Origin of the sequence: Pseudomonas cyclaminis, from assembly GCF_015163715.1 — a bacterium.
In the GTDB taxonomy this organism is placed as follows: Bacteria; Pseudomonadota; Gammaproteobacteria; order Pseudomonadales; family Pseudomonadaceae; genus Aquipseudomonas; species Aquipseudomonas cyclaminis.
This window is the reverse complement of sequence record NZ_JADDUM010000028.1, coordinates 1-25503: the sequence shown is the minus strand read 5'-3', so window position 1 is coordinate 25503 and position 25503 is coordinate 1. Positions and strand designations below refer to the sequence as shown.

The window sequence follows — 25503 nt, the reverse complement described above, 5'->3', positions numbered from 1 at the left end:
GGGGCAAGTCGAATCGTTGCCCCGCCCCTCCCACACTCAAACCGTGTGAAGCCGACTTATTGAGCCGCGGATTTCGTAGGTGCGCCCAGTTTGCTGCGCGACAGCGCTACGTCGAAGAGGTAGTGGGGCCTCCCACATTCAAATCCAGGGTGTGTCAGATGTTACTGCGCGTCAAACGCCTGCCCGTTGATGCCGGTACTGTCCGGCCCCATCAGGTACAGGTACACCGGCATGATCTCTTCCGGCGCCGGCCTTTCCATAGGGTTCTCCCCCGGATACGCCTGGGCCCGCATGCTGGTACGTGTGCCGCCGGGGTTGATGCTGTTGGCGCGCACTGCCGCTACATCTTCAAGCTCATCGGCCAAGGTCTGCATCAAACCTTCAGTGGCAAACTTCGACACCCCGTAAGCGCCCCAGTACGCCCGGCCCTTGCGCCCGACGCTGCTGGAGGTAAACACCACCGACGCATCCTGGGACAGCTTGAGCAGCGGCAACAAGGTGCTGGTGAGCATGAACATCGCGTTGACGTTGATGTGCATCACCCGCATGAAGTTTTCACCGGACAACTGCTCAATAGGCGTGCGTGGGCCGATGATCGAGGCGTTGTGCAATAGACCGTCGAGGTGGCCGAATTCCTTTTCGATCATCGCTGCCAGCTCATCGTACTGATGGGGCAGGGCGGTCTCCAGGTTGAAGGGGATCACCACTGGCTGCGGCTGGCCGGCGGCTTCGATCTCGTCGTACACCTGGGCCAGGTTGGCTTCGGTCTTGCCCAGCAGCAACACGGTGGCACCGTGGGCGGCATACGTCTTTGCCGCCGCTGCGCCAATCCCGCGACCGGCACCGGTCACCAGGATAACCCGGCCTTTGAGCAGTTCTGGGCGTGCGGAGTAATCAAACATAAATAGCCTCGACAGAATTCAGCAGGTTACAAACACCCATCTGGAAAACACTGAAGATCCCCTGTGGGAGGGGGCTTGCCCCCGATTGCGGTGGATCAGTCAACAGAGGTCTCAGCAACTGCACAGCGCGTTATCCAGCACCTTGCGCAGTTCCAGCGGGTGATCCACCACCACATCCGCTCCCCAATGGCGCGGGTTGTCGTCCGGGTGGATATAGCCGTAGGTCACCGCTGCCGTGCGTGTGCCGGCATCGCGGCCGGATTCGATGTCACGCAGGTCATCACCCACGAACAACACGCTGGCCGGGTCCAGGCCGAGCATCTTGCACGCCAGGATCATGGGCTCCGGGTCCGGCTTGCTGTGCTTCACGTGGTCCGGGCAGATCAGCAAGGCCGAGCGCTCGGCCAGGCCCAGTTGCTGCATGATCGGTTCGGCGAAGCGCAGTGGCTTGTTGGTGACCACGCCCCAGACCAGCTTGGCCTTCTCGATGTCTTCCAGCAGCTCGGCCATGCCGTCGAACAATTTGCTGTGGACGGCGCAGCCTTTCAGGTAACGCTCGAGGAATTCCAGGCGCAGTTCCTCAAAACCCGGCGTTTCCGGGTCCATCGAGAAGGTCACGGCGACCATCGCCCGCGCACCGCCGGAGATTTCATCGCGGATGTGCTGGTCGTTGATCGGTGGCAGGCCACGGTCGGCGCGCATGGCCTGGCAGATGGCGATAAAGTCCGGCGCGGTGTCCAGCAGGGTACCGTCCATGTCGAAGAGAACCGCTCGCAACTTCACAGGCTTACTCCTCGCGCAGGGTCTGGATCATGTAGTTGACGTCAACGTCGCTGGCCAGCTTGTAGTGCTTGGTCAGCGGGTTGTAGGTCAGGCCGATGATGTCCTTGACGGTCAGGCCGGCCTGACGGCTCCACGCGCCCAGCTCGGACGGGCGGATGAATTTCTTGAAGTCATGGGTGCCGCGCGGCAGCAGCTTCATGATGTATTCGGCGCCGATGATGGCGAACAGGTAAGCCTTGGGGTTGCGGTTGATGGTGGAGAAGAACACCTGGCCGCCGGGCTTGACCATGCGGAAGCAGGCGCGGATCACCGAGGACGGGTCCGGCACGTGCTCAAGCATTTCCAGGCAGGTGACCACGTCGAACTGCTCGGGCATTTCTTCAGCCAGGTCTTCGGCGGTGATCTGGCGGTATTCCACGCTCACGCCGGACTCCAGCTGGTGCAACTGGGCCACGGCCAGCGGCGCCTCGCCCATGTCGATGCCCATTACCGTGGCGCCACGCTGGGCCATGGCTTCGCTGAGGATGCCGCCGCCGCAGCCGACGTCCAGCACCTTCTTGCCGGCCAGGTTGACGCGCTCGTCAATCCAGTTGACCCGCAGCGGGTTGATGTCGTGCAGGGGCTTGAACTCGCTTTCGCGGTCCCACCAGCGGTGTGCCAGGGCTTCAAACTTGGCGATTTCGGCGTGGTCGACGTTGCTCATGGTGCATCCTCTAAATCTGATAAATCGGGTTGCCGGTCCTGGACATGTGGGTCCAGGGCCGGCGTTATTCGGTGTGCCCGCTGATGCGTTTGCCCCAGGCAATGGCCGTGGCGGTCAACTGGTGTTCATCCATGCGGGTCAATTGCCGGTCGTCGAGCAACTGCTTGCCGGCGACCCAAAGGTGTTTCACGCAATCGCGTCCGGTGGCATATATAAGCTGTGAGACCGGATCGTAGATCGGTTGTTGCGCCAGCCCTGACAGGTCGAAGGCGACGATATCCGCTGCCTTGCCCACTTCCAGCGAGCCAATCTCGCTTTCCAGACCCATGGCCCGCGCACCGTTGAGCGTAGCCATGCGCAGTGCACGGTGCGCGTCCAGGGCAGTCGCCGAGCCGGCGACGGCCTTGGCCAGCATTGCCGCGGTGCGGGTTTCGCCCAGCAGATCCAGATCATTGTTGCTGGCGGCGCCATCGGTGCCGATGGCCACATTGACCCCAGCCTGCCACAGACGCTCCACCGGGCAAAAGCCGCTGGCCAGTTTAAGGTTGGATTCCGGGCAATGGATGACACTGGTGTTGCTTTCTACCAGCAAAGCCAGGTCGTCCTCGCTGATTTGGGTCATATGAACGGCCTGGAAGCGCGGACCGAGCAGCCCGAGGCGGCCCAGGCGTGCCAGCGGGCGTTCGCCGGTCTGTTCGACGGCCTGCTGCACCTCGAAGGCGGTCTCGTGCACGTGCATATGGATTGCGGCATCCAGCTCTTCGGCGATTACCCGGATCTTCTCCAGGTTGGCATCGCACACGGTATAGGGCGCGTGGGGGCCGAACGTGATCTTGATGCGCGGGTGGTGCTTGAGGTCGCCGAACAGCTCGATGCCCTGGCGAATCGCCTCATCGGCGCTGCTGGCGCCGGGAATCGGGAAGTCGAGGATCGGAATTGCGATCTGTGCGCGTATGCCGCTGTTGTGCACGCAATCGCTGGCGACCTTGGGGTAGAAGTACATGTCAGAGAAGCAGGTGATGCCACCCTTGAGCTGCTCGGCGATGGCCAGGTCGGTGCCATCACGTACGAAGGCTTCATCGACCCACTTGGCCTCGGCGGGCCAGATGTGTTTTTCCAGCCAGGTCATCAGGGGCAGGTCATCGGCCAGGCCGCGAAACAGGCTCATTGCCGCGTGCCCGTGGGCGTTGATCAGGCCGGGGCTGAGCAACATGCCCGGCAGTTCGCGCACTTCGCTGGCCGACAGCTTCAACGCCGCGGCCCGTGGCCCGATAAAGGCAATGCGCCCATCGCGGATGCCCACGCCATGTTCCTTGAGAACCACGCCAGCAGGTTCGACAGGTACCAGCCAGGTTGGCAGTAGCAGTAAGTCGAGCGGGGCGGCAGTGGAGGTCATCGCAGGCTTCTTCCCGGGCAGCTATAAAAGAAGCGCGAAGTATACCCGAGCGTCCTGGCTGGCGGATCGCTATAATCGGCGGCTTTTGTTCATGAGTGCGGAGTAAGGGATGCGCGATCGACTGTTGGCAGCGGAGAAAGTGAAGGCCATCGATTGGCGTGATGGCTCGCTGTACCTGCTCGATCAACGTGCCTTGCCCTCCCAGGAAACCTGGGTGGCCTGCTCCACCGTCGATGACGTCGCTGCCGCCATTCGCGCCATGGTCGTGCGCGGCGCTCCGGCCATCGGCATCAGTGCTGCCTACGGCTTGGTGCTGGCCGCCCGCGATCGCATTGGCGAGGGCGGGGACTGGCAGGCCGCGTGGGAGGAAGACTACGCGCTGTTAGCCGATACGCGTCCCACTGCGGCCAACCTGTTCTGGGCCCTCAAACGCATGCGTGACCGCCTGGATCGCGTCAAGACACACGCCGATCCGCTGGCGGTCCTGGAAGCAGAAGCCATCGCCATCCATGAAAGTGACCGCGAAGCCAACCTGGTGATGGCCCAACTGGGCGTCGAGCGGATTCGCAAGCACCAGGGCAACGCCCAGGCGATCCTGACCCACGGCAACGCCGGCGCATTGGCGACGGGCGGTGTGGGCACGGCTCTCGGGGTGGTGCGTGCTGCCTTTCTTGAGGGGTTGGTGGAGCACGTCTATGCCAATGAAACCCGGCCATGGCTGCAAGGTTCGCGGCTGACGGCCTGGGAGTTGGCGGGCGAGGGCATCCCGGTTACGGTGAATGCTGATTCTGCGGGCGCGCATATCCTCAAGACCAAAGGCGTGACCTGGGTGATCGTCGGGGCTGACTGCATTGCGGCCAATGGCGATGTAATCGGCACGATCGGCACGTACCAGTTGGCGGTGTGTGCCATGCATCACGGCGTGCGTTTTATGGTGGTGGCGCCAAGCTCGACCCTGGATCTGATGATGGCCACTGGCGATGATGTTGCGTTGGAAGAGCGTGATCCCGGCGAGTTGCTGGACGTGAAGGGCCAGCGGCTGGAAATGGCTGCTTTTAACCCGGTATTTGATGTGACCCCGGCTGATCTTATTGATGTGATCGTGACCGAGAAGGGCGTTGTCGAGCGGCCGGATACAGCCAAGCTGGCCAAGTTGATGTGCCGTAAGCGGTTGCATTGAGTGCTGCGTGTCTGTGAAATGGCTATCGCAAGCCGCCTCCCACACTTGAAGTGTGAACACAGTCAAAATGTGGGAGGGGGCTTGCCCCCGATAGGCCTTCAAAGTCAACAAAACCCTCGGATCCGATCTCAAAAAATGGCATCACCGTGCCTCTGAGCCCCTCTCGTCTCCCTCACGCCTGTCATCCGTCAAATTACTAGTCTCCATGCGCATCAGGGGGATAGGTGCGTGGCGGCGATTGTGATAACATCCGGCGGTTTCCAGGGCCGCCCCGAGGGGTTGCCTATAACGTGCAGATCCGTGTCATAACTCGTTGATTTGTCGTAAGTCGTTGTCAGGCACTCTGCCGGCAGCGGCGAGCTTCGTTCGTCCCATATGGATGTGACGAGGTTTCACCCGAAAAAGGAATCAGGCTTCTCATGGGCGAACTGGCCAAAGAAATCCTCCCGGTCAATATCGAAGACGAGCTGAAACAGTCCTACCTCGACTACGCGATGAGCGTAATTGTCGGTCGGGCACTGCCTGATGCGCGCGATGGCTTGAAGCCCGTGCACCGGCGTGTGCTGTTCGCGATGAGCGAGCTGGGTAACGACTGGAACAAGCCGTACAAGAAATCTGCCCGTGTTGTCGGTGACGTGATCGGTAAGTATCACCCTCACGGCGACACTGCGGTGTACGACACCATCGTTCGGATGGCCCAGCCGTTTTCCCTGCGCTACCTGCTGGTAGACGGCCAGGGTAACTTCGGTTCCGTCGACGGCGACAACGCCGCGGCCATGCGATACACCGAAGTGCGCATGACCAAGCTGGCGCACGAGCTGCTGGCCGACCTGCATAAAGAAACCGTGGACTGGGTGCCGAACTACGACGGCACCGAAATGATCCCGGCTGTCATGCCGACCCGCATTCCCAACCTGCTGGTCAACGGTTCCAGCGGTATCGCCGTGGGCATGGCGACCAACATCCCGCCGCACAACCTCGGTGAAGTCATCGACGGTTGCCTGGCCCTCATCGACAACCCCGAGCTGACCGTCGATGAGCTGATGCAATACATCCCGGGTCCGGATTTCCCGACTGCCGCGATCATCAACGGTCGCGCTGGCATCATCGAAGCCTACCGCACCGGCCGTGGCCGCATTTACATGCGCGCCCGCTCGATGATCGAAGACATCGACAAGGTCGGTGGCCGCCAGCAGATCGTCATCACCGAACTCCCGTACCAGCTCAACAAGGCACGCCTGATCGAGAAGATCGCCGAGCTGGTCAAAGAGAAGAAGCTCGAAGGCATCACCGAGCTGCGTGACGAGTCCGACAAAGACGGTATGCGCGTGGTGATCGAGCTGCGTCGTGGTGAAGTGCCTGAGGTCATCCTCAACAACCTCTATGCCCAGACCCAGCTGCAAAGCGTGTTTGGTATCAACGTGGTTGCCCTGATCGACGGCCGTCCACGCATCCTGAACCTCAAGGATCTGCTGGAAGCCTTCGTGCGTCACCGCCGCGAAGTGGTCACCCGCCGCACCGTGTTCGAACTGCGCAAGGCCCGCGAACGCGGCCACATCCTGGAAGGCCAGGCGGTTGCGCTGTCGAACATCGACCCGGTGATCGCCCTGATCAAAGCCTCGCCGACCCCATCGGAAGCGAAAGAAGCGCTGATCAAGATGCCGTGGGAATCCAGTGCCGTCGTGGCCATGGTTGAGCGCGCCGGTGCCGACTCGTGCCGTCCGGAGACCCTGGACCCGCAATACGGTCTGCGCGAAGGCAAGTATTTCCTGTCGCCGGAACAGGCCCAGGCCATTCTGGAACTGCGTCTGCACCGTCTGACCGGGCTGGAACACGAGAAACTGCTGGCCGAGTACCAGGAGATCCTCAACCAGATCGGCGAGCTGATCCGCATCCTCAACAGCGCCGTGCGCCTGATGGAAGTGATCCGCGAAGAGCTGGAAGTGATCCGCGCCGAGTACGGCGACGTGCGCCGCACCGAAATTCTCGATGCCCGTCTCGACCTGACCCTGGGTGACATGATCCCGGAAGAAGAGCGCGTGGTCACCATCTCCCATGGCGGCTATGCCAAGACCCAGCCGTTGGCTGCGTACCAGGCCCAGCGTCGTGGTGGTAAAGGTAAATCGGCTACCGGCGTGAAGGATGAGGACTACATCGCTCACCTGCTGGTCGCCAACAGCCACACCACGCTGCTGCTGTTCTCCAGCAAAGGCAAGGTGTACTGGCTCAAAACCTACGAAATCCCGGAAGCGTCCCGCGCCGCCCGTGGTCGCCCGCTGGTCAACCTGCTGCCGCTGGACAGTGATGAATACATCACCACCATGCTGCCGGTAGACGAATACACCGAAGGTCACTTCATCTTCATGGCGACTGCCAAAGGCACCGTGAAGAAGACCCCGCTGGAATCCTTCAGCCGCCAGCGCAGCGTGGGCCTGATCGCCCTTGAGCTGGACGAAGGCGACGTGCTGATCTCAGCCGCCATCACCGACGGCGAGCGTGAAGTCATGCTGTTCTCCGACGGCGGCAAGGTCACGCGTTTCAAGGAATCCGACGTGCGTGCCATGGGCCGTACCGCCCGCGGTGTGCGCGGCATGCGTCTGCCGGAAGGGCAGAAGCTGATTTCGATGCTGATCCCGGAAGAAGGCAGCCAGATCCTCACCGCTTCGGCGCGTGGCTATGGCAAGCGTACGGCCATCGGCGAGTTCCCGGAGTACAAGCGTGGCGGCCAGGGCGTTATCGCCATGGTCAGCAACGATCGCAACGGCCGCCTGGTCGGCGCGGTCCAGGTGCTCGACGGCGAGGAGATCATGCTGATTTCCGACCAGGGCACCCTGGTACGTACCCGTGTGGCTGAAGTGTCGAGCCTGGGCCGTAACACCCAGGGCGTGACGCTGATCAAGCTGGCCAGCGACGAGACACTGGTTGGTCTGGAGCGTGTCCAGGAACCATCGGAAGTGGAAGGTGAAGAGCTGGACGAGGCCGATGCCGAGTTCGCACGTGAGGTAATGGCAAGCGGCGATGATATCGTCGACGAGCCAACCCTCGACGCTGCCGCAGACGAAGAAGAACCGCAGGAATAAGCGGACACACAGGGGGCGGATGAAGATTCGCCCCCTTGTTGTTTGTCCCTTATGAAAGTATTGAAATACCCGTTTATTGCACCACCCCACCAGATCAGAGTGAGATTGGATGTGAGCAAGAGAGCCTATAACTTCTGTGCCGGTCCCGCGGCGCTTCCTGAAGCAGTCCTGCAGCGTGCGCAGGGTGAACTCCTCGACTGGCATGGAAAAGGCCTCTCCGTGATGGAAATGAGCCATCGCAGTGATGAGTTCGTGTCCATTGCCACCAAGGCCGAGCAGGATCTGCGCGACTTGCTGGACATCCCCTCCCATTACAAAGTGCTGTTCCTGCAAGGCGGCGCGAGCCAGCAGTTCGCCCAGATCCCGCTGAACCTCCTGCCGGAAGACGGCACGGCCGACTACATCGACACCGGTATCTGGGGTCAGAAGGCTATTGAAGAGGCCTCGCGCTACGGTCATGTCAATGTGGCCGGCACCGCCAAGCCCTACGATTACTTCGCCATTCCCGGTCAGAACGAATGGAAGTTGTCGAAGGACGCTGCCTACGTGCACTACGTGCAGAACGAAACCATCGGCGGCCTGGAGTTTGACTGGGTGCCGGAAGTTGGCGATGTGCCATTGGTGTGCGACATGTCTTCGGACATCCTGTCGCGCCCGATCGATGTGTCCAAGTACGGCATGATCTACGCCGGCGCGCAGAAGAACATCGGCCCAAGTGGCATCCTGGTCAATATCGTTCGTGAAGACCTGCTGGGTCGTGCCCGTTCGCTGTGCCCGACCATGCTCAACTACAAGGTCGCGGCCGACAACGGCTCGATGTACAACACCCCGCCGGCGTTTTCCTGGTACCTGTCCGGCCTCGTGTTCGAGTGGCTGAAGGAGCAGGGCGGTGTCGCCGCCATGGGCAAGCTCAACGAAGAGAAGAAGCGCACCTTGTACGACTTCATCGACGCCAGCGGCCTGTACAGCAACCCGATCAACCTGACCGACCGCTCGTGGATGAACGTGCCGTTCCGCCTGGCTGACGACCGCCTGGACAAGCCATTCCTGGCCGGTGCCGATGCGCGTGGCCTGTTGAACCTCAAGGGCCATCGTTCAGTCGGCGGCATGCGCGCCTCCATCTATAACGCTGTCGACATCCACGCGATCAACGCGCTGGTGGCCTACATGGCAGAGTTCGAAAAGGAACACGGCTAATGTCTGAACAAGAGCTCAAGGCCCTGCGTGTACGCATTGACAGCCTGGACGAGAAAGTCCTGGAGCTGATCAGTGAGCGTGCGCGATGCGCCCAGGAAGTGGCACGGGTGAAGATGGCGTCCCTGGCTGAAGGCGAAGTGCCGGTGTTCTACCGTCCCGAGCGTGAAGCCCAGGTGCTCAAGCGCGTGATGGAGCGCAACAAGGGCCCGCTGGGCAACGAAGAGATGGCGCGGTTGTTCCGTGAAATCATGTCGTCGTGCCTCGCGCTGGAGCAGCCGCTGAAGGTGGCTTACCTCGGTCCTGAAGGTACGTTTACCCAGGCAGCAGCCATGAAGCATTTCGGCCACGCGGTGATCAGCAAGCCGATGGCGGCCATTGACGAAGTGTTCCGCGAAGTCGCGGCCGGCGCGGTGAACTTTGGCGTGGTGCCGGTGGAAAACTCCACCGAAGGCGCGGTCAACCACACCCTGGACAGCTTCCTTGAGCATGACATGGTGATCTGCGGCGAAGTCGAGCTGCGTATCCACCACCACCTGCTGGTGGGCGAGAGCACCAAGACCGACAGCATCAGCCGCATCTACTCCCACGCCCAGTCCCTGGCCCAGTGCCGCAAGTGGCTGGATGCCCATTACCCGAATGTCGAGCGCGTGGCGGTGTCCAGCAACGCCGAAGCGGCCAAGCGGGTCAAGGGTGAGTGGAACTCGGCGGCGATTGCCGGCGATATGGCCGCAGGCCTGTACGGCCTGACGCGCCTGGCCGAGAAAATCGAGGATCGCCCGGATAACTCCACGCGCTTCCTGATGATCGGCAGCCAGGAAGTGCCGCCGACCGGCGACGACAAGACCTCGATCATCGTCTCCATGAGCAACAAGCCCGGCGCGCTGCATGAACTGCTGGTGCCGTTCCATGACAACGGGATTGACCTGACGCGCATTGAGACTCGTCCTTCGCGCAGCGGTAAATGGACCTACGTGTTCTTTATCGACTTCATCGGCCATCACCGCGACCCGCTGGTCAAAGGTGTGCTCGAGAAAATCAGTCAAGAGGCCGTGGCACTCAAGGTGCTGGGCTCTTACCCGAAAGCGGTTTTGTGAGGCGTTAACATGAGTGGCAACTTCCTCGCCCTGGCGCAGCCGGGCGTGCAACAACTGTCGCCTTACGTTCCGGGCAAGCCTGTGGACGAACTGGCGCGTGAGTTGAACCTGGATCCTTCGAAGATCGTCAAGCTGGCGAGCAACGAAAATCCGCTGGGCCCGAGCCCCAAAGTGCTGGCGGCGATTCGTGAAGAGCTGGCCGAACTGACCCGTTATCCGGATGGCAACGGCTTCGCCCTCAAGTCGCTGCTGGCGGAAAAATGCCGGGTCGAGCTGAACCAGGTGACCCTGGGCAATGGCTCCAACGACATTCTTGAGCTGGTCGGTCGTGCCTACCTGGCGCCGGGCCTGAATGCCGTGTTCAGTGAGCACGCGTTTGCGGTCTACCCGATCGTCACTCAGGCCGTAGGTGCTGATGCGCGTGTGATTCCTGCCAAGGATTGGGGCCATGACCTGCCAGCGATGCTGGCGGCCATCGATGCCCAGACCCGCGTGGTGTTTATCGCCAACCCGAACAACCCGACCGGCACCTGGTTCGATGAGCAGGCGCTGAACGAGTTTCTGCAGGATGTGCCAGGGCACGTGCTGGTGGTGTTGGACGAGGCCTACATCGAGTACGCCGAAGGCGGCGACCTGCCGGACGGCCTGGACTTCCTGGCGGCGTACCCGAACCTGCTGGTGTCGCGCACCTTCTCCAAGGCTTACGGCCTGGCCTCACTGCGGGTTGGCTATGGCCTGTCCACGGCGGTGGTGGCTGATGTGCTGAACCGCGTGCGCCAACCGTTCAACGTCAACAGCCTCGCCCTGGCGGCAGCCTGTGCGGCGGTGAAGGATGCCGAGTACCTGGAAGAGGGTCGCCGGATCAACGAAAGCGGCATGCTGCAGTTGCAGGCAGGCTTGCGTGAGTTGGGCCTGGGCTGGATTCCGTCCAAAGGCAACTTCATTTGCGTCGACCTTGGCCAAGTGGCTGCGCCTGTGTTCCAGGGCCTGTTGCGTGAAGGTGTGATTGTGCGTCCGGTGGCCAACTACGGTATGCCGAACCACCTGCGTATCACCATCGGTTTGCCGGCTGAAAACAGTCGTTTCCTGGAGGCGCTGGCCAAGGTTCTGGCTCGTGGTTGATGTCACTGCATTGCAACCTGCTGTGCCTATGATCGGTCGCCTGGTGGTGGTCGGCCTGGGGTTGATCGGCGGCTCTTTCGCCAAAGGCCTGCGTGAAAGCGGGCTGTGTGGCGAAGTGGTCGGCGTCGACTTGGACCCGCAGTCGCGCAAGCTCGCGGTTGAGCTGGGCGTGGTGGATCGCTGTGAAGCAGACCTGGCGCTCGCGTGCCAGGGGGCTGATGTGATCCAGCTCGCGGTGCCGATCCTGGCCATGGAGAAGTTGCTGGCAGTGCTGGCCGGCATGGACTTGGGTCAGGCGATTCTTACGGACGTCGGCAGTGCCAAAGGCAATGTGGTGCGCGCGGCGCAACTGGCCTTTGGCGGTATGCCTGCGCGCTTCGTGCCTGGCCATCCGATTGCCGGTTCCGAGCAGAGCGGGGTGGAGGCGTCCAATGCGCAGCTGTTCCGTCGGCATAAAGTGATCCTGACGCCATTGGAGCAAACCGACTCGGCCGCACTGGCGGTAGTGGACCGTCTCTGGCGTGAATTGGGAGCGGACGTCGAGCACATGCAGGTCGAACGCCACGACGAAGTGCTGGCGGCGACCAGCCATTTGCCGCATTTGCTGGCATTCGGCCTGGTGGATTCCCTGGCCAAGCGCAACGAGAACCTGGACATTTTCCGCTACGCCGCCGGTGGCTTCCGCGATTTCACGCGGATCGCCGGCAGCGACCCGGTGATGTGGCACGACATCTTCCTCGCCAATCGCGAAGCGGTGTTGCGCACCCTGGACACCTTTCGCAGTGATCTCGATGCCCTGCGCGATGCAGTCGACGCGGGTGATGGTCATCAATTGTTGGGCGTGTTCACCCGTGCGCGGGTGGCGCGTGAGCATTTCAGCAAGATCCTGGCGCGGCGCGCCTATATGGAAACCGCTGTGAACGCCGATGAACTGACCTTTCTCGCCAGTCCGGGCGGCCGCGTGAGCGGGCGCATCCGGGTGCCGGGTGACAAGTCAATCTCCCACCGGTCGATCATGTTGGGCTCATTGGCTGACGGCGTGACCGAGGTTGAAGGTTTTCTTGAGGGCGAAGATGCCCTGGCGACCTTGCAGGCGTTTCGCGACATGGGTGTGGTCATTGAGGGCCCGCACCATGGGCGCGTGACCATTCATGGCGTGGGCTTGCATGGCTTGAAGCCAGCGCCGGGGCCGATTTATCTGGGGAACTCGGGCACGTCCATGCGGCTGTTGTCCGGGTTGCTGGCGGCGCAACGCTTTGACAGCGTGCTGACGGGCGATGCGTCGTTGTCCAAGCGGCCGATGAGCCGGGTGGCCAAGCCGCTGCGGGAAATGGGCGCAGTGATCGAAACCGCGCCTGAAGGGCGGCCGCCGCTGACCATTCGTGGTGGGCAGTCGCTTAAAGGCTTGGACTATGCGTTGCCGATGGCCAGCGCCCAGGTCAAATCCTGCTTGTTGCTGGCCGGGTTGTATGCCAGCGGCAAAACTGCAGTGACCGAGCCTGCACCGACCCGCGATCATACCGAGCGCATGTTGCGCGGTTTTGGCTATCCGGTGCTGGTGGAGGGCGCTACTGCGTCGGTTGAATCGGGTCATGCACTGACGGCTACCCATATTGAGGTGCCAGGGGATATTTCCTCCTCGGCGTTTTTCCTGGTGGCGGCGTCGATTGCCGAGGGTTCCGATCTGCTGCTGGAGCATGTCGGCATCAACCCTACCCGTACCGGGGTGATCGATATCCTGCGGCTGATGGGCGCAGATATCACCCTGGAAAACCAGCGCGAAGTCGGTGGTGAGCCTGTCGCAGACCTGCATGTGCGTGCAGCGGCGCTGAAGGGAATCGAGATTCCAGAAGCACTTGTGCCGTTGGCCATCGATGAATTTCCGGTGTTGTTTATTGCGGCGGCCTGCGCTGAGGGCCGGACCATTTTGCGTGGGGCTGAAGAGTTGCGCGTAAAGGAGTCTGACCGTATCCAGGTGATGGCCGATGGTCTGCTGGCGCTGGGCGTGAAGTGTGAAGCCACCTCCGATGGGATTATCATTGACGGCGGCCTGATGGGCGGGGGTGAAGTTCATGCCCAGGGTGATCACCGGATTGCCATGGCGTTCAGCGTAGCGTCCCTGAGGGCGACTGCGCCGATTCGTATCCGTGACTGCGCCAATGTTGCTACGTCTTTTCCGAATTTCCTTACACTGTGTGCCCAAGTCGGCATCCGTGTTGCCCAAGAGGCTCAATTGTGAATATCAAATCACCGGTGATTACCATCGACGGGCCAAGTGGCTCGGGCAAAGGCACGATCGCCGGCATCCTGGCCAAGCGCCTGGGCTGGTGCCTGCTGGATTCCGGCGCGCTGTATCGCCTGCTGGCATTTGCCGCACGTAACCATGGCGTGGACCTGACCAACGAAGAATCCTTGAAGCTCCTGGCGGCGCACCTTGATGTGCAGTTCGTCGGGGCGACGGAAGGTCATCCCCAGCGCATTATCCTGGAAGGCGATGATGTGACGGATGACCTGCGTAACGAACAAGTGGGTTCCTGGGCCTCCCAGATTGCCGCGCTGCCGGCCGTGCGCGATGCGTTGCTGCAGCGTCAGCGGGCTTTTCAGGAGCCGCCGGGCCTTGTGGCAGATGGTCGTGACATGGGAACGGTAGTGTTTCCCGAGGCGCCACTGAAGATTTTCCTGACGGCCAGCGCCGAGGAGCGGGCTCGTCGCCGCTACTTGCAGTTGAAGGGCAAAGTCGATGGTGTTAGTCTGTCGAGTCTGCTAGATGAGATCCGTGCACGCGATGAGCGTGATACCCAGCGCGCAGTAGCCCCGCTCAAGCCGGCGGCTGATGCCATACAGCTGGATTCCACGGAGTTGTCCATCGAGCAGGTGCTGGAACGCATCTTGAGCGAAATCGCCATTCGCGATATCGCCGGGTGATCAAGAAGGCCGCAGGGGACCAGTCATAGTCCTGCGGTGGCTTCTTTTAACTGAAACTGACCCACACCGTCTGGGGTGTGGAGATGGGCGTATTCTTCGCCCTTATCAACAGGAATTAAAATGAGCGAAAGCTTTGCGGAACTCTTTGAAGAAAGCCTAAAAACCCTGAACCTTCAGGCAGGCTCCATCATCACCGGTGTTATCGTTGATATCGATTACCAAGCTCGCTGGGTAACCGTTCACGCTGGTCTGAAGTCTGAAGCTCTGATCCCGCTGGAACAGTTCTACAACGATGCTGGTGATCTGACAATCAATGTCGGTGACGAAGTTCACGTTGCTCTGGACTCGGTTGAAGACGGTTTCGGTGAAACCAAGCTGTCCCGTGAAAAAGCCAAGCGCGCTGAATGCTGGATTGTTCTCGAAGCAGCCTTCGCAGCTGAAGAAGTGGTCAAGGGCGTTATCAACGGTAAGGTTAAAGGCGGCTTCACTGTCGACGTTAACGGCATCCGTGCGTTCCTGCCAGGTTCTTTGGTCGACGTTCGTCCTGTGCGCGACACCACGCACCTGGAAGGCAAAGAACTCGAATTCAAGGTCATCAAGCTCGACCAGAAGCGCAACAACGTTGTCGTTTCCCGTCGCAGCGTCCTGGAAGCAGAGAACTCCGCCGAGCGTGAAGCTCTGCTGGAATCCCTGCAGGAAGGCCAACAAGTCAAAGGTATCGTCAAGAACCTCACCGATTACGGCGCATTCGTCGATCTGGGTGGCGTCGATGGCCTGCTGCACATTACCGACATGGCTTGGAAGCGTATCAAGCATCCTTCCGAAATCGTCAACGTTGGCGACGAGATCGATGTCAAGGTTCTGAAGTACGATCGTGAGCGTAACCGCGTTTCCCTGGGCTTGAAGCAGCTGGGCGAAGATCCATGGGTTGCTATCAAAGCTCGTTACCCAGAAAGCACCCGCGTAACTGCGCGTGTTACCAACCTGACCGACTACGGCTGCTTCGCTGAGCTGGAAGAAGGCGTGGAAGGCCTGGTACACGTTTCCGAAATGGACTGGACCAACAAGAACATCCACCCTTCGAAAGTCGTACAAGTCGGCGACGAAGTGGAAGTTATGGTTCTGGACATCGACGAAGAGCGTCGTCGTATCTCCCTGGGCATCAAGCAGTGCAAATCTAACCCATGGGAAGATTTCTCTGGCCAGTTCAACAAGGGCGATAAAATCTCCGGCACCATCAAGTCGATCACCGATTTCGGTATCTTCATTGGTCTGGACGGCGGCATCGACGGCCTGGTTCACCTGTCCGACATCTCCTGGAACGAAGTTGGCGAAGAAGCTGTTCGTCGTTTCAAGAAGGGCGACGAGCTGGACACCGTTATCCTGTCGGTTGACCCAGAGCGCGAGCGCATCTCCCTGGGTATCAAGCAACTGGAAAGCGATCCGTTCTCCGAGTACGTTCAAGAGAACGACAAAGGCGCCATCGTTAAAGGCACTGTGAAAGAAGTTGACGCCAAAGGCGCCATCATCGTTCTGGCCGACGATATCGAAGCGACTCTGAAAGCCTCCGAAATCAGCCGTGACCGCGTTGAAGACGCGCGCAACTTTCTGAAAGAAGGCCAGGAAGTAGAAGCCAAGATCATCAGCGTTGACCGCAAGAGCCGCGTGATCCAACTCTCCATCAAGTCGAAAGATGAAGTTGAAGAGAAAGAAGCTATCCAGAGCCTGAAATCCGCTCCGGAAGCTGCAACTGGCGAGACCACCATGGCCTCCCTGCTGCGCGAAGCAATGGCTAAGCAGAACTAAGTTCTGTAAAGCTGTAAAAAGGGCGACTTCGGTCGCCCTTTTTTGTGTCTGTGTCCCGTCCTGAATAAGGTTTACACCTTCTGACCCATTTTCAGGAGGGAGTAATGAGCACGGGGAAAAGGCGCAGTCAGCGTGACTATTCGCTTACCTTTAAATTGTCCGTTGTCGACCAGGTCGAAAAAGGCGAGTTGAGTTATAAAGAGGCTCAAGAGCGCTATGGCATTCAGGGCAAATCGACCGTCTTAAACTGGTTACGCAGGCATGGTCGACAGAACTGGAGTCAAGGCGCGTCAATTCGCACCAAGAGATCCCGTTCCATGGATGAGCCCGATAAGCCGCTGACGCCTGAGCAGCGAATCAAAGAGCTTGAAGAAGCACTCGCCCAGGCAAATCAAAAAGCTCAGTTTTTTGAAGCCGTCGTCGATGTTCTAAAGAACGACTTCGGTGTCTCTGTCGTGAAAAAGCGATCCGGCAAGTCCTCTCCCAAGGGAAAGTCAAAGACCTGAGTATTAGTCGGGCTTGCCAATTCATAGGAATTTCCCGCCAGGCTTATTACAAGCGCAATCGAGCCTGTGATGCCCGGGCCCGCCAGGCCCAGGATGTCATGGTGTTTGTTCGGGAGAAGCGACTCAGGCAACCTCGCTTAGGCACTCGAAAACTGCACAACCTCATGCACTGTGAGCCTGAAGTATCGGTAAAGGTAGGTCGAGACTGCCTTTTTGACATTTTGCGAGACCGGCGCGAACTGGTTCCTCGCAAGCGCGCTTATCACAAAACGACAGACAGTCATCATCGGTTCCGCCGACACCCCAATCTGCTTAAAGAAGGACCTACGCAAGTAGTCGCCACAGCTCCTGAGCAAGTATGGGTGGCTGATATTACCTACTTACCTACCCAGGCAGGTGTGGCTTATTTGAGCTTGGTCACAGACGCCTATTCTCGAAAAATCGTGGGCCATCATGTGCACGAAAGCTTGCATACAGAATCTGTAATTCAGGCATTCAGCAAGGCTCTCAAGCAGCGAACAACTGACCAGCAGCTAGTTCATCACTCGGATCGTGGCGTCCAATATTGCTCAGAGCTTTACCAGCGACTGCACGCCAAACATCGTGTCAGATGCTCAATGACCGATGGTTACGACTGTTACCAAAACGCGTTGGCCGAACGAGTGAACGGAATTTTGAAAAACGAGTTTCTCTTGCATCGACCTAAAGACGCTGTCGAGGCCAAGCAAATGGTGGACGAATCGGTGCAAATCTATAACAGCGAGCGACCTCATTTGGCACTTAAATACAAAACGCCCGATGCAGTGCATCGGGCGTTTTGAGGCTGAAATGGGTGTAAACCTATTTCAGGACTAGACACTGAAATTCGTTGAATCAACAATTGAGAACCAAGGCATACAGCTCAGTGTCTGAGCTGACTATAGTCTTGAGAAAAGCACTCTCCTGTTGTTGTTTTAATAAGGATCTCAATGAACAAGCTTATCGTAGTGTTCTTAGTGGTAATGCTTGCAGGCTGCTCCGCCACCAGTGCCAAAACTCACGCCAGGCGCGGTGTCAGCGGCATTGAGGTCGACTGCTCGGGGCTTGGCAATCATTGGGCGAAATGCGAGCAGCGCGCCGCCCGCGAATGCAAGATGCAAGGCTACAAGGTCATCACCAGATCAAGCGAAGCCAAGGATGAGGAGGGCGACTACCTGTTCGGCTGGAACCCGGCTGGGGCAGTCACTCGCACGATGCTTGTGATCTGCAATTAGGCGTGTTACGTGTTCGATACCGGTGCTTATTCAGCCAGCAGATAAGTTGATGCATGGGCTGTTCAAATTCATCAAGTCATGCTAAAACCTTCGAAGCGCTTTTCCTAGCTGCTTGAAAAAGAAGGGAAAAATATGACGAAGTCGGAGTTGATCGAACGAATTGTCACCCATCAAGGGCTGCTTTCATCCAAGGATGTGGAGCTGGCTATCAAGACCATGCTTGAACAAATGTCTCAATGTCTGGCTACCGGTGATCGGATTGAGATTCGCGGGTTTGGGAGCTTCTCGCTTCACTATCGTGCACCGCGGGTCGGGCGTAATCCCAAGACCGGGCAGTCTGTGAGTCTTGACGGTAAGTTTGTGCCTCACTTTAAGCCGGGCAAGGAATTGCGGGATCGGGTGAACGAAGACGAAGAAGAGGGCGTCTGAGTGTTTTTGGGTAGGAGGAAAAGTTATGCGTGGGGTTAAGCGCGTTTTGTTGGTGTTGACCATTCTGGCGCTTGTCTTGGTGATCCTTGCTTTTGTGCTTGAGAATCAGCAGGGCGTCGCGCTGTCGTTTTTCGGGTGGAGCAGTGCACAGTTGCCGGTGGCCGCGTTTGTTACGCTGGCGTTGATTGTGGGCATGCTGATTGGACCGTTGCTCGGTGGAGTGATCAGGCTTGCGGGGCGTCGTAAACAAGGTTTATAGCCTTTGGATGCCTCGCTCAACCCTGATCCGCCCGCTGCCAGTGCAGGCAGTTGCTTGTCCATCACCTCCAGCGGTTCCGCCAAGTCATGAGGCTGGTCGTTTACGCAATTCGTAGAGCTTGAATGGCAATTTGAACAGCAGCATCAGTATGTTGGTGTACAGCCCATTCGTGCGACAGGCATTAACGATTTCCAGGTTCAACTTCAAGCTGCTCCTTGGTCCAGCAGTACTGGCGCCTCCTGATCGCATCCGTACCAGCACTTGATCAATATAAGAATACTTGAGGGCGTGAACCTTAAACAGTCGCACAAAAAACTCGTAATCTGCAGAAATCCTGTACTTCAACGAGTACTGGCCGACGATGTCGTAAGCTGATTTACGAATGAATGTCGCCGGATGAGGTGGCATCCATCCAAAGCGCAACTTCCATGGTGCAAAGCGGTTTGCGCGATAAAAGCGTGTCACTTTGTGCAGGTCGGATGGATTGACAAAAACCACATCGCCAAACACCGCATCGCTCTCTGGGCGACGTTCGAATGCTTTCGCCACAGACGCAAGACTGGTGGTGCTTTCATAAAAGTCATCGGAATTCAAAATGCCGACCACGGCACCGGTTGCCATGGCTACACCTTTATTCATTGCATCGTAGAGGCCCTTATCCGGCTCGCTGACAAAGCGGCTGATACGGTCTCCATAAGATTCGACAATCGCCTGCGTCCCGTCCTTTGAGCCGCCGTCCACAACGATGTATTCGATATCACCATAGTCTTGCGAAAGAACGGACTCAATCGTGTCTCGAATGGTGCTCGCGCTGTTAAAGCAGACTGTAATAATTGATAACTTCAAGACAACCTCTTATGTACGACCATACAGGTCTTCGAAGCGTACGATATCGTCTTCACCCAAATAGGAGCCGGACTGCACTTCAATCAGCTCCAGGGGTATAACACCAGGGTTCTCCAGCGTGTGGACCTGACCAATAGGGATATACGTCGACTGGTTTTCAGTGACGAGATAAGTTTTCTCACCATTGGTAACCCGGGCGGTGCCACTCACGACAATCCAGTGCTCAGCCCGGTGGTGATGCATCTGCAGTGATAGCTTCGCGCCTGGATTAACGGTGATGCGCTTCACTTGGTAGCGGCTGCCATTATCAATGGAGTCATACATCCCCCAAGGCCGATAGACTTCGCGATGATCAAGGGATTCGCATCGGCCTTCGGCTTTCAATCGATCAACGATCTTCTTGACGTTCTGCACTTGGCTTTTGTGGGCGACCAGGACGGCATCCTTGGTTTCCACGATCACGAGATCCTCAACACCTACGGTGCTCACCAGGCGGCTCTGGGAGTGTACGAATGTGTTGTGGGTCTGTTCGACCAGAACGTCCCCGTTGCATACGTTGCCTTGGGCGTCCTTCTTGCCGACCTCCCACAGCGCTGCCCATGATCCAATATCGCTCCAGCCGGCATCGAGCGGTACGACGACAGCGTCAGCCGTTTTCTCCATTACCGCATAATCGATCGACTCCGACGGACACGCTGCAAAAGCCTCTTTGCCGACACGCGTGAAATGCATATCTTGGGCACCCACTGCGATAGCGCTGCGACAAGCTGCGAGGATGTCCGGACGGAATTTCGCCAACTCTTCCAAGTACCTGCCTGCGCGGAACATGAACATGCCACTGTTCCAGAGATAGTTTCCGCTGGAAAGGTAAGCGCGTGCGGTTTCTTCATCAGGCTTCTCGACGAACCGCGCGACCTCGAATCCGGCGGCGTTGACGCTATTACCCTTTTCGATATAGCCATAACCTGTTTCCGGCTGAGTCGCCACAATACCGAAGGTCACCAACTTGCCGTCGAGCGCCAGGGGCAGCGCTTTGTGGATGCACGCCTGGAATGCGGCGACATCCTGGATCAGGTGATCGGCTGCCAGTACCAGCAAGAGCGGATCCTGCCCGTCGGCGCACGCTTGCAGTGCTGCCAGTGCGACCGCTGGAGCCGTATTGCGCCCCACGGGTTCCAGCAGGATGTTGGCGCTTTCCAGGCCCAGTTGCCGAAGCTGTTCGGCCGCCAGGAATCGATGTTCTTCATTGCAGATTAATCGGGGGACGTCGATGTCAAGTCCTTCCAGGCGCTTGATCGTGGCCTGCAACATGGACAGCTCGCTGTCAGCCAGGCAGAGAAATTGCTTGGGGTTGAGCTGACGCGAAAGCGGCCAAAGGCGTGAACCAGAACCGCCGGCCATAATTACCGGAATCAACATTTATTCTTCCCTTGCGTTCAATTCGTTGGTCACGCCGACTGGCGGCTTTGAAGCGATATCCAGCATGGTCTTCGCGACGGTCTCCCAATCTTTGGGGATCGTTTTCAACTGTTCTGTCCAGTCAGGCCAATAGCCTGTCGAGAGTTTTGCATGCAGTTTGTTCACCGCACCTTTTAACGAGTCCGCGCTATTGGCTTGAAAGTATATCGCCTCGTCGCCGCATAAAACCCGCGCATAAGGCAGGTCCGGGCATACGATGGGCAGGCCTGCAAACATGGCTTCCACAAGTGGAAACCCATAACTTTCATCCGTTGAGAGAAACAGTAGCGCATCCACTCTGTTGTAGGCATCAATCATCTGTTGCGCAGCCAGCGTCCCCAGGCAGTGAAGCCATGGAAGATGGGATGCTGGATTGCTTTTTTCATCGAGCGTGATATCAAGGCGCGCGACGGGCCACTGTGCAGCCTGGCGGTCATCAATGCTGGCAAGCAGCTTGTGATTTTTGTGCGGATATCCAGCTGCGGGGTAGATCAGGTGTAGCGGATCACCCTTGGCCGTGATACGCCCGGTGCGTTTGATTCCGGCGTTCAACAACCATGCAGGAACAGGTTGTGCCACAACGTGTACGCGCGAGTGCAGGGACGGGTACGCCTTGATAAGGGCATCACGCATCAATGTAGTCTGGACGATAAACGCCTGCGCGTATTTGATGTTGGACCGAAACACCCGTCTGAGCAGTGCCTGCTTCATTTTTCCAAGGCGCCAAGAGAACTTTTTCGGGCGCAGGAGGTGGGGTGTTTGAACAAAAACCGTCTGTTGACTCGTGCAACGAATGGGCAGGTCGCCCATGACCAGAAGCGGAATCTCCCCACTAAAGCGCTGTCCTAAAAACAGGCACTCCGCCAGGCGTGATAGCGAATTGGGAAGGTAGCGACGGTAACGTGTCACGGCGACTGACGTGTCGTTATTCTGATAGGACGATAAGTCTCCCTTGTCGGGCAGATAAACCTCGACAACGCGTACGGTTTTATTCCTCTCCAGGGCGGGCAGCAATGACTTGATCAATTGCACCGCGCCCAGTCCGGCAATGTTGGTCAGGTGAAGACGAACAGTATCTTGTCTCATGGCGATGATTATTCCGGATACCAAGGAGAGATAACGGCAGCTTTGCTTTGGGGGTTGGCGCGAAGAACGGCCAGCATGTAGCGGGCCGCGACCTCCGGTTGAATGGCCGCAGCAGCACGGGATGTGGCAGCGCGCATGGCAAGCAGGCGTGTGGGGTCTGCGTGCAATGCACTGATGAGCGATTCCAGTGAATCCGGGTCATCGGACACGAATACGTCCCCGGCACCAAATGTCTCCACCAGAACCCGAGCGCCTACCTGATCGCTGCAGATCACAGGAACGCCGGCGCACAACGCTTCATTCACCACGACTCCCCAGCCGTCATAACGACTGGGCAAAACCAGGATGTCGTACTCGGACACTACTTTCTGCGTCATGCCGAACGGGATTGTCCCGCGCAAGCGAATCCTGTCGCTGTCGAAAGCGAGCAGCGTGGAGTCGCCAGGGCCGTAGATATCCAGAGTGATCGGCGCTTTAGAGCGGGCAACGGCTTCAATGAGCAGATCGATGCCTTTGCGCGCGATCAACGCGCCGACAAAGACAATTCTTAATATCGTGTCGTCTTCACCGGGATCTTTTGAATTCGAAGCGGGTGCCCCGATGGCCGGAACAAAGTAGCCGAAAGGAAACAGTTTGTTTTTTGCTATCCCCGACGTTGAGTATTGTTCAATCGCCTTTGCCGAGATTGAAAAGACTCCGGATATACGTCGCTTGAGCAGCGCCGTGTACAGCCTGTAAAGACAAGGGCGTAACGCTGCCTTGAGCTTTTCGCGTGTGCGCAGCTTATCGTTGAAGTAGCCTTGTGCAATCGGGGAGTACGGCTCCGAGATGATGTAGAACTCCACTCGAAACAAGACGGCCAGCATCAGGCAGTACAGCATTTTCAGATTCTGAAATGCGCTGCCGAACAGGTGGATTTCATGTCGGTGTTCGAGCATTTTCCGATAGCAGTAAAGCATCCCGCCGCGCTGCGGTATCAGTCGACGTTCTATCGACGTTACCTGAGTGTCTTGCCAGCCCTGAGCGCGACGGGTCGCATCTTCCATCGTCAGCACATAAGCCAGGAGCGGTGTCTGTGCTTGCTGAGACAGTGCTTCATACGTAAACGCTTGATGATCCGTCAGGACCGGTTGCCAGGTAATGAACAGAGGTTGCTTTGTCATGAGCGCTCACCCCATATAAAGCCTAGCACTGCCTGACCAGCCAGTTGTGGAGAGCATCGAGTCACGACGGCCTGTGTGCCCCTGAGGGCGCATGCCAGTGTTTCCCCTGGTTCCTCGACGACGCTGCGGAGCAGGTCTGCCAGCGCCTTTGGGTCGTTGCGTGTCAGGTACAGCGCCCCCGAACCCAATACCCCGCGCACATCGCTGATGTCTGTACTCAATACCAGCAAGCCTGCCTCGGCGAATTCGATAACCTTGGAAGGGAAGGTCGTGTCAGCCAGAGGGCCACCCACCGGTTTCAGCGCCAGGCCTACGGTGCATCGATGGAGTATCTCGGCGTACTCAATATCGGTGGTGCGCCCGTGCACCGTCACTCTGGGGGTGCCGCCTTCATTGGCCAGCTCCCGGAGGGCCTCGAGTGACTCACCTTTGCCGGTCACTTCAAATTGCAGGCTGTGTACCCACGCGTCGGAGTCCTGGCGAAGCAAGCGGATGGTATCAATCAGCAGATCCGCACCGGTATCGGCATTGAGCGTACCGGCCATCAGGACTGATTGCGGGTTGGCACTCGATTTAACGCCGAATGTCTTTGTGGAAGTCGCGCCATAATAACAATGGACTGGACGAATGCCGGTCATGCCTGCCAGCGCGCTGCACGCCAGCAACGCGCCATCTGGACAAAGGCGGTCGTACAGCCAGGTAATAGAGCGCCCCAGCAGTGCTTTCATCGCACCACTGTTCTGGCCCGCGACTTCTCCGTCCTCAAGGTCAAGGAAGCGTTTGTAGCCGCTGACGGATGCCGCCATCAGCAAAGGAAGATAAGCACTCATGCGGTTGTAAAAAATCACCGCTTTCTTCGGGTTTGACGAAAGTCGCAGCAGGGCGCCGATCAGAAAGAACAATGAGAGAAACTGGGAAAAAAACCGTATATGTGAAAACGGCGCGTACACCACAGGCACGCCCGCCACTCGCCTGACTGTGCGGGGGAAATAATTGAAGGAGCCGTTGGCGCGTCCTCGCCCAAGGCTCAGGATGCAGGGGCGTGCGCCTGCCTCGCGCAATGCCTGGCAGAGCATGAGCACCTTGCGGGAGGCGGCAGGGCTATCACTGACAATGCCCCTCTCAAGGCGAGTCTTGTCATCCAGCGCATTACACACTACCAGGACCAGCGGGCGCTTCATGAGAGTTGTCTCTTAGCGACTGCCGGCACGCCAGCGACCAGCGTATGGGCGGGAACGTCGCGTGTCACCACCGCTCCGGCGGCAACGATGGCGCCGTCACCAATGGTGACGCCCCCCAAAATGATGCTTTTGGCGCCAATCCAACAGCCGTCACCCACCACAATTGGGCGTGCTGTTCCGGTGCCCGCGCGTCGCTCGCGGGGTCCGAGTTCGTGGCTGCCGACGATAAATTCAACGCCATGCCCCAGGTCGCAGCGGGAGCCGATTTGGATATCGGCTTCTTGATGGGTATGAAAGACCACCCCAGGGCTAAGCCAGGTGCCTTCGCCAATGATCAGGCGTCCCCGGCCATAGATCCATCCACGCCCGCAGAACTTGACGTCCGGGTGCATCTCGATGCCCGCCCAGCGCAGAAGCGCCGATCGGGCGGTAAACAGACGGGATGGCGGGAGGAGCGACAGAATGATGTTGATTAGGTGTCTTATCATAGGTACCGACTAAGCCTCGACCGGGAGCGCCCCGGTCGGAGACTGTTGCTTCCTGCAGGGTAGGAATTGAGGTGAGAGAGATGCATTGAATGGCTCCAGGATGAACCATCCCATGCACCTTTTACTAACGTGAACGCACGCGCAAGGTATTCTCGGAAAACCAGCTGTAGGCGTCCCTCAGTCCATCTTCGAGGGTGATTGTCGCTTCCCAACCCAACTGCTTCAGACGGGAGACGTCCATCAGTTTTCTTGGGGCACCGTCCGGTTTGCTCGCATCAAAGCTCAGGCGGCCCTTGAACCCGGTGACCTTGGCGATGGTCTGAGCCAGCTCACGGATGGTGCAGTCCTCACCCGTCCCGACGTTGATATGAGAGAGCATAGGCTGGGTATGGGCGCCATACAGCTCAGGGCTCAATTCCATGATATGGACGGATGCACTTGCCATATCATCGACATGCAGGAATTCACGCATCGGCGAACCGCTGCCCCAGATCACGACTTCTTCGACATTCTGCTCTGTGGCATCGTGAAAGCGACGCAGGAGAGCAGGAATGACGTGAGAGTTCTCCGGATGGAAGTTGTCGTTTGGCCCATACAAGTTCGTAGGCATGGCGCTACGATAATCACGGCCATATTGACGATTGTA

Annotated in this window: 23 protein-coding genes; 12 read left to right on the top strand and 11 right to left on the bottom strand. The window is 58.5% G+C overall.

Annotation, left to right across the window (positions count from 1 at the left end):
- Nucleotides 1-161: 161 nt before the first annotated feature.
- The 4 genes from IQK56_RS04160 to IQK56_RS04145 form a co-directional block, all read right to left on the bottom strand.
- Nucleotides 162-902 (bottom strand): YciK family oxidoreductase, encoded by a 741-nt coding sequence (locus tag IQK56_RS04160; RefSeq protein WP_150674640.1) that lies wholly within the window; start codon nt 900-902, stop codon nt 162-164.
- Nucleotides 903-1013: 111 nt separating this feature from the next.
- Nucleotides 1014-1685, bottom strand: a complete 672-nt coding sequence (gene mupP, locus IQK56_RS04155) for an N-acetylmuramic acid 6-phosphate phosphatase MupP (RefSeq protein WP_150674639.1) — start codon at nt 1683-1685, stop codon at nt 1014-1016.
- Nucleotides 1686-1689: 4 nt separating this feature from the next.
- The gene (gene ubiG / locus IQK56_RS04150; protein WP_122305469.1) at nt 1690-2388 is read right to left on the bottom strand and encodes a bifunctional 2-polyprenyl-6-hydroxyphenol methylase/3-demethylubiquinol 3-O-methyltransferase UbiG; all 699 of its coding nucleotides are present in this window, start codon (nt 2386-2388) and stop codon (nt 1690-1692) included.
- Nucleotides 2389-2452: 64 nt separating this feature from the next.
- The gene (locus IQK56_RS04145; protein WP_150674638.1) at nt 2453-3784 is read right to left on the bottom strand and encodes a TRZ/ATZ family hydrolase; all 1332 of its coding nucleotides are present in this window, start codon (nt 3782-3784) and stop codon (nt 2453-2455) included.
- A 109-nt stretch (nt 3785-3893) separates the two neighbouring features.
- On the opposite strand from IQK56_RS04145, the gene mtnA reads away from it, so the two are divergent.
- From mtnA to IQK56_RS04085, 12 genes are all read left to right on the top strand, one after another.
- Complete coding sequence (gene mtnA, locus IQK56_RS04140) at nt 3894-4964, top strand: S-methyl-5-thioribose-1-phosphate isomerase (RefSeq protein ID WP_122306761.1); 1071 nt, start codon at nt 3894-3896, stop codon at nt 4962-4964.
- Between the two features lie 419 nt (nt 4965-5383).
- Nucleotides 5384-8044, top strand: a complete 2661-nt coding sequence (gene gyrA, locus IQK56_RS04135) for a DNA gyrase subunit A (RefSeq protein WP_099587338.1) — start codon at nt 5384-5386, stop codon at nt 8042-8044.
- A 111-nt stretch (nt 8045-8155) separates the two neighbouring features.
- Nucleotides 8156-9241 carry a 3-phosphoserine/phosphohydroxythreonine transaminase gene (serC, locus tag IQK56_RS04130; RefSeq protein ID WP_193863213.1) on the top strand — a complete coding sequence of 362 codons (1086 nt, stop codon included), beginning with the start codon at nt 8156-8158 and terminating at the stop codon, nt 9239-9241.
- Nucleotides 9241-10335: a prephenate dehydratase gene (pheA, locus tag IQK56_RS04125; RefSeq protein WP_053132458.1), complete on the top strand. Its 1095-nt coding sequence runs from the start codon at nt 9241-9243 to the stop codon at nt 10333-10335. The genes serC and pheA overlap by 1 nt, the downstream gene beginning before the upstream one ends.
- Nucleotides 10336-10344: 9 nt before the next feature.
- Nucleotides 10345-11457 (top strand): histidinol-phosphate transaminase, encoded by a 1113-nt coding sequence (gene hisC, locus IQK56_RS04120; protein WP_122306759.1) that lies wholly within the window; start codon nt 10345-10347, stop codon nt 11455-11457.
- Between the two features lie 28 nt (nt 11458-11485).
- Nucleotides 11486-13696 carry a bifunctional prephenate dehydrogenase/3-phosphoshikimate 1-carboxyvinyltransferase gene (locus IQK56_RS04115; protein WP_246500145.1) on the top strand — a complete coding sequence of 737 codons (2211 nt, stop codon included), beginning with the start codon at nt 11486-11488 and terminating at the stop codon, nt 13694-13696.
- Nucleotides 13693-14382 carry a (d)CMP kinase gene (cmk, locus tag IQK56_RS04110; protein ID WP_150674636.1) on the top strand — a complete coding sequence of 230 codons (690 nt, stop codon included), beginning with the start codon at nt 13693-13695 and terminating at the stop codon, nt 14380-14382. The genes IQK56_RS04115 and cmk overlap by 4 nt, the downstream gene beginning before the upstream one ends.
- 120 nt (nt 14383-14502) lie before the next feature.
- Complete coding sequence (gene rpsA, locus IQK56_RS04105) at nt 14503-16188, top strand: 30S ribosomal protein S1 (protein ID WP_193863209.1); 1686 nt, start codon at nt 14503-14505, stop codon at nt 16186-16188.
- A gap of 104 nt (nt 16189-16292) precedes the next feature.
- A protein-coding gene (locus IQK56_RS04100) for an IS3 family transposase (protein WP_193863207.1) occupies nt 16293-17515 on the top strand; the annotation gives its coding sequence in 2 pieces (ribosomal slippage) (nt 16293-16653 and nt 16653-17515; 1224 coding nt in all).
- Between the two features lie 147 nt (nt 17516-17662).
- Nucleotides 17663-17947 carry a hypothetical protein gene (locus IQK56_RS04095; protein WP_122306756.1) on the top strand — a complete coding sequence of 95 codons (285 nt, stop codon included), beginning with the start codon at nt 17663-17665 and terminating at the stop codon, nt 17945-17947.
- A 132-nt stretch (nt 17948-18079) separates the two neighbouring features.
- Nucleotides 18080-18376 (top strand): integration host factor subunit beta, encoded by a 297-nt coding sequence (gene ihfB, locus IQK56_RS04090; RefSeq protein WP_003218804.1) that lies wholly within the window; start codon nt 18080-18082, stop codon nt 18374-18376.
- Between the two features lie 25 nt (nt 18377-18401).
- Complete coding sequence (locus tag IQK56_RS04085) at nt 18402-18635, top strand: lipopolysaccharide assembly protein LapA domain-containing protein (RefSeq protein ID WP_150674634.1); 234 nt, start codon at nt 18402-18404, stop codon at nt 18633-18635.
- A gap of 84 nt (nt 18636-18719) precedes the next feature.
- Here the strand turns inward: IQK56_RS04085 and IQK56_RS04080 are convergent, their stop codons facing one another.
- The 7 genes from IQK56_RS04080 to IQK56_RS04050 all read right to left on the bottom strand — a co-directional run.
- Nucleotides 18720-19481, bottom strand: coding sequence for a glycosyltransferase family 2 protein (locus tag IQK56_RS04080; protein ID WP_193863205.1), 762 nt, complete (start codon nt 19479-19481; stop codon nt 18720-18722).
- Nucleotides 19482-19490: 9 nt separating this feature from the next.
- Nucleotides 19491-20900 (bottom strand): mannose-1-phosphate guanylyltransferase/mannose-6-phosphate isomerase, encoded by a 1410-nt coding sequence (locus IQK56_RS04075; RefSeq protein ID WP_193863203.1) that lies wholly within the window; start codon nt 20898-20900, stop codon nt 19491-19493.
- Nucleotides 20901-22025 (bottom strand): glycosyltransferase, encoded by a 1125-nt coding sequence (locus IQK56_RS04070; RefSeq protein ID WP_193863201.1) that lies wholly within the window; start codon nt 22023-22025, stop codon nt 20901-20903. It lies immediately after the preceding gene.
- Nucleotides 22026-22033: 8 nt separating this feature from the next.
- Complete coding sequence (locus IQK56_RS04065) at nt 22034-23188, bottom strand: glycosyltransferase family 4 protein (RefSeq protein ID WP_193863199.1); 1155 nt, start codon at nt 23186-23188, stop codon at nt 22034-22036.
- Nucleotides 23185-24369: a glycosyltransferase gene (locus IQK56_RS04060; RefSeq protein WP_150674629.1), complete on the bottom strand. Its 1185-nt coding sequence runs from the start codon at nt 24367-24369 to the stop codon at nt 23185-23187. Before IQK56_RS04060 ends, IQK56_RS04065 begins: the two co-directional genes overlap by 4 nt.
- A complete protein-coding gene (locus IQK56_RS04055; RefSeq protein ID WP_246500143.1) occupies nt 24366-24761 on the bottom strand; it encodes a DapH/DapD/GlmU-related protein in 396 nt (131 codons plus the stop codon). Before IQK56_RS04055 ends, IQK56_RS04060 begins: the two co-directional genes overlap by 4 nt.
- Nucleotides 24762-24981: 220 nt before the next feature.
- The coding region (locus IQK56_RS04050; RefSeq protein WP_193901549.1) for an NAD-dependent epimerase/dehydratase family protein at nt 24982-25503 on the bottom strand (522 nt) is incomplete at its 5' end.

Coding starts and splice junctions, on each gene's coding strand:
- IQK56_RS04160 (WP_150674640.1), bottom strand. CDS start 902: ATGTTTGATTACTCCGCACGCCCAGAACTGCTCAAAGGCCGGGTTATC.
- ubiG (WP_122305469.1), bottom strand. CDS start 2,388: ATGAGCAACGTCGACCACGCCGAAATCGCCAAGTTTGAAGCCCTGGCA.
- IQK56_RS04145 (WP_150674638.1), bottom strand. CDS start 3,784: ATGACCTCCACTGCCGCCCCGCTCGACTTACTGCTACTGCCAACCTGG.
- mtnA (WP_122306761.1), top strand. CDS start 3,894: ATGCGCGATCGACTGTTGGCAGCGGAGAAAGTGAAGGCCATCGATTGG.
- gyrA (WP_099587338.1), top strand. CDS start 5,384: ATGGGCGAACTGGCCAAAGAAATCCTCCCGGTCAATATCGAAGACGAG.
- pheA (WP_053132458.1), top strand. CDS start 9,241: ATGTCTGAACAAGAGCTCAAGGCCCTGCGTGTACGCATTGACAGCCTG.
- hisC (WP_122306759.1), top strand. CDS start 10,345: ATGAGTGGCAACTTCCTCGCCCTGGCGCAGCCGGGCGTGCAACAACTG.
- IQK56_RS04115 (WP_246500145.1), top strand. CDS start 11,486: ATGATCGGTCGCCTGGTGGTGGTCGGCCTGGGGTTGATCGGCGGCTCT.
- rpsA (WP_193863209.1), top strand. CDS start 14,503: ATGAGCGAAAGCTTTGCGGAACTCTTTGAAGAAAGCCTAAAAACCCTG.
- IQK56_RS04095 (WP_122306756.1), top strand. CDS start 17,663: ATGAACAAGCTTATCGTAGTGTTCTTAGTGGTAATGCTTGCAGGCTGC.
- ihfB (WP_003218804.1), top strand. CDS start 18,080: ATGACGAAGTCGGAGTTGATCGAACGAATTGTCACCCATCAAGGGCTG.
- IQK56_RS04085 (WP_150674634.1), top strand. CDS start 18,402: ATGCGTGGGGTTAAGCGCGTTTTGTTGGTGTTGACCATTCTGGCGCTT.
- IQK56_RS04075 (WP_193863203.1), bottom strand. CDS start 20,900: ATGTTGATTCCGGTAATTATGGCCGGCGGTTCTGGTTCACGCCTTTGG.
- IQK56_RS04070 (WP_193863201.1), bottom strand. CDS start 22,025: ATGAGACAAGATACTGTTCGTCTTCACCTGACCAACATTGCCGGACTG.
- IQK56_RS04065 (WP_193863199.1), bottom strand. CDS start 23,188: ATGACAAAGCAACCTCTGTTCATTACCTGGCAACCGGTCCTGACGGAT.
- IQK56_RS04060 (WP_150674629.1), bottom strand. CDS start 24,369: ATGAAGCGCCCGCTGGTCCTGGTAGTGTGTAATGCGCTGGATGACAAG.
- IQK56_RS04055 (WP_246500143.1), bottom strand. CDS start 24,761: ATGCACCCGGACGTCAAGTTCTGCGGGCGTGGATGGATCTATGGCCGG.